Genomic DNA, 3708 nt, shown 5'->3' with positions numbered 1-3708 from the left:
ATTGCGTATTTACAGGTATATCTAATACTACCCTAAATCTATTAAGTAGGTTGGCGTTAAAAATTATTGTCGTTATGGCAAGGAAACAGGAAAGAGGCACTCATGCAAGAGTGAAGAAGTTTTGGGCGATTTTACTTTTCTTGACACATTTTGGTTTTTCTCAGCCTACTTACTTAAAAATTGCCGGTTTGAGTGAAAATGATCTATGATGATGGCGGGCAAGACTTGTACTGAGCTTGTCGATAGCGCAGCGTGGCGTTAGCCATAGTATGCCCACCCCACAAGAGTTGAATTTTAACGTTCTATTGCCTCATTAATCCATTGTTGCAATGTATTGATGACTTCCTCAATGACAATTTCTTGAGATTCACGATTTGCGCGTTTTACGACTTCAACTTTACCATTTGTAATCGCTCTTCCCGTCACTATTCTAAAGGGAATCCCGATTAAGTCTGCATCTTTGAATTTAACTCCTGCACGTTCATCTCTGTCATCTAATAACGTTTCTACCCCTGCTTTGTTCAGTTCTGTGTAAAGTTTTTCGGCGACGGCGATCTGTTGGGCATCTTTAATGTTAGGAATTGTGATAATGGCGTGATATGGTGCGATCGCTACTGGCCAAATTATGCCATCTTTATCATAGGATTGTTCTACGGCTGATTGTGCTAACCGAGACACGCCAACACCATAGCAACCCATAACTAAAGGCTTTTCTTCCCCTTGTTCATTGGTATAAGTTGCACCCATCGCTTGAGAGTATTTTGTCCCCAGTTGGAAGATGTGACCAGCTTCGATGCCTCTAGCTGTCTGTAGGCTTTGGTTTGGGTCGTGGAGGGAGCGATCGCCTAATTTTGCTTTACGAATATCTACGGTTAGTGCAGGTAACTTAAATTGCTCACCCCAATTTGCGCCAACTACATGAAAACCAGCTTCATTTGCACCAGTGACAAAGTTTTTTAACTCCACAGCGGTTTTATCCACCAACCGCACAAACTGAGAATTTACCTGTTTATTGACCGCAATATAATCATCACTAACATCTGGTGCGATATAACCTAAAGGTAAAGATTTAGCTTTCCACGTTTCTTGGGCTTCGGCATTTGGTACAGTTAAAGTTAGGATAGTTTTAGCACCAAATTCAGGAGCTAATTTAGTTAATTCATTTTGTAATTTAACTTCATTGATTTCCTGATCTCCGCGAATACTTATCAACACCAAAACAGTTAAACCGTTATCATATACAATTTGATATAAAACGTTTTTGACAATTTGGGTAGGAGAACATTTCAATAAATTACAAACTTTGTCTATAGTTTCTGTTCCCGGAGTTTCCCGTTTTTCGTAAGTTGTAAAAGGTGAAGTTTCCGCATCTGCTGGTAAAGAAACTGCCTTTTCTACGTTTGCGGCATATTTACCATCTTCAGTGTAGAGAACTTCATCTTCTCCTGCATCTGCTAACACCATAAATTCCGTCGAACCAGAACCACCAATCGCCCCAGAATCAGCTTCCACAGCCCGAAAAGCCAAACCAGAACGACGCAACATATTACTATAAGCAGTGTACATTTCCTGGTAAGTTTTTTTCAAACTTTCTTCATCAGCATGGAAAGAATAACCATCTTTCATGATAAATTCTCGTCCGCGCATTAAACCGAAACGAGGACGAATTTCATCACGAAATTTAGTTTGTAGTTGATATAAATGTACAGGTAATTGACGATATGAACGAATCATATCACGGGCAACAGTAGTAATTACTTCCTCATGAGTTGGTCCTAGTCCTAATTGTTGTTCTCTTCTATCAACCAAAGAAAACATAATTCCTTCAGCCTTAGTATAGGTGTCCCAGCGTCCCGATTCCTGCCATAATTCAGAAGGTTGTAACTGCGGTAATAAACATTCTTGTGCGCCGGTAGCATTCATTTCTTCCCGGACAATTTGGGAAACCTTTTGCAAAACCCGCCACATTAGGGGAAGATAAGCATAAATCCCACTACCAATGCGACGGATATAACCAGCACGGAGTAACAATTTATGGCTAGGGATTTCCGCATCAGCAGGATCATCCCGTAGCGTAACAAATAACATTTGTGATAATCGCATTGTTTTTACCTTTACTTACTAACTTTTAAAATCACTTACTTCTAAACAGGACTTATGCAAAATATCTCCCAAATCCGCATTTCTCCGTGACCTCTGTGCCTCTGTGGTTCGTTATTCCATGAATCTTGCGTAAGTCCTACTAAAATGTTTTCATGTAACTTGAGGAGATAATTACCTTGTCGGAAGCAATGTATCAAGCACAACCACCTTTAGAATTTATTCCGCCAGCTTTTAACCCTTTGTTGTTAAAGTTGGTACATTTAGTTCTACCTGACTGGATTCGGTGGAAAACACCCATTAGCAACATTGAAGCAAACAATGTTGAAACTTTGGCGGATTGTTATCAGCGGTTTCAGGATGGTAAAATCCGGTTTATGTTGGCGTTTCGTCATCCTCAAACAGCAGACCCTCTTTGTTTAACTTATTTACTGTCCCAAATCTTGCCTAAAGTAGCACGAGTTGGGGGTACACAGCTACAATATCCACTTCATGCCCATTTTATCTATGATCGGGGAATTCCTCTCTGGGCTGGTTCTCAAGTTGGTTGGGTAATTTCTCACTTGGGGGGAACTCCGATTCAACGCGGTAAAGCCGATTGGACTGGGTTGCGTTCCGCGCGGGATTTGTATATTAATGGTAAGTTTCCCATGGCTGCTGCGCCAGAAGGTGCTACAAATGGTTTATCGGAGATTATTAGTCCGTTAGAACCGGGTATCGCACAGATGGGTTTTTGGTGTGCGGAAGATTTGCAAAAAGCGGGAAGAGATGAGGAAGTCTTAATTTTACCAATAGGAATTAAATATAGTTATGTCCATGAACCTTGGGATAATATAGCAAATTTATTAACTGAATTAGAGGCAGCTAGTGGTTTATCTGGGAATCAAGAGAAAACTGAGGCTTCTTTTGCTGCGCTTTATCCCCGATTATTAGGGTTAGCTGAACATTTATTATCGGTAATGGAGCAATTTTATACTAAATTTTATCATCAAACATTGCCAGATGAAAAGATTACTAATGGGGAAATTACAGATAGAAATGAGGCTTTAGCTTATCGGTTACAAGCTGTAATGAATATCGCTTTATTTATTGCTGAACAATATTTTGATTTACCATCTAGAGGAAATTGGAATGATAGATGTAGACGGGTAGAACAAGCAGGTTGGAATTATATATTTAGGGAAGATTTTAAGGATATTAAATTATTATCATCTATTGATAAAAGTTTGGGAGCTAGAATTGCTGAGGAAGCATATTTTCGGATGTGGCACATGAGGTTAGTTGAGAGTTTTGTAGCTGTTTCTGGGATTTATATCCGCGAAAAACCAACGGTGGAAAGATTTGCAGAAATGACTTTACTTTTATGGGATATGGTGAATAAAATTAAGGGGAATATTCCTTTAAATCGTCCACAATTGGGTAAGCAGCAGGTGAAGATAACTGTGGGTACACCAATTTCTGTTTCTGAACGTTATCCAGTTTATAAAGGTAGTCGGGTTGCTGCTAGACAATCTGTGGCTGAGTTGACGAGTGATTTGCAGCAGGTTTTGGAGGGTTTGGTGGAGAAGGGATGATAAATAAATTGTCTCACGCAAAGGCGCAAAGGCA

3 protein-coding genes are annotated in these 3708 nt (G+C 39.8%); 2 read left to right on the top strand and 1 reads right to left on the bottom strand.

What is annotated here, in order from left to right; genetic code table 11:
* Window positions 1–209: hypothetical protein (locus FJR08_RS23390; protein ID WP_217357554.1), on the top strand; the 209-nt coding region annotated here is incomplete at its 5' end.
* A gap of 85 nt (window positions 210–294) precedes the next feature.
* On the opposite strand, the gene FJR08_RS22395 is transcribed toward FJR08_RS23390, so the two are convergent.
* Window positions 295–2103 carry a proline--tRNA ligase gene (locus tag FJR08_RS22395; RefSeq protein ID WP_168634629.1) on the bottom strand — a complete coding sequence of 603 codons (1809 nt, stop codon included), beginning with the start codon at window positions 2101–2103 and terminating at the stop codon, window positions 295–297.
* A 176-nt stretch (window positions 2104–2279) separates the two neighbouring features.
* Between FJR08_RS22395 and FJR08_RS22390 the strand changes: the two genes are divergently transcribed.
* Entirely contained in the window at window positions 2280–3674 is a 1395-nt protein-coding gene (locus FJR08_RS22390; protein WP_168634628.1) for a 1-acyl-sn-glycerol-3-phosphate acyltransferase, read from the top strand.
* Window positions 3675–3708 lie beyond the last annotated feature (34 nt).

Origin of the sequence: Dolichospermum sp. UHCC 0260 (assembly GCF_009711985.1) — a bacterium.
Lineage (GTDB): Bacteria > Cyanobacteriota > Cyanobacteriia > Cyanobacteriales > Nostocaceae > Dolichospermum > Dolichospermum lemmermannii.
This window is presented reverse-complemented; position numbering and strand designations above follow the sequence as displayed.

Coding starts and splice junctions, on each gene's coding strand:
- FJR08_RS22395 (WP_168634629.1), bottom strand. CDS start 2,103: ATGCGATTATCACAAATGTTATTTGTTACGCTACGGGATGATCCTGCT.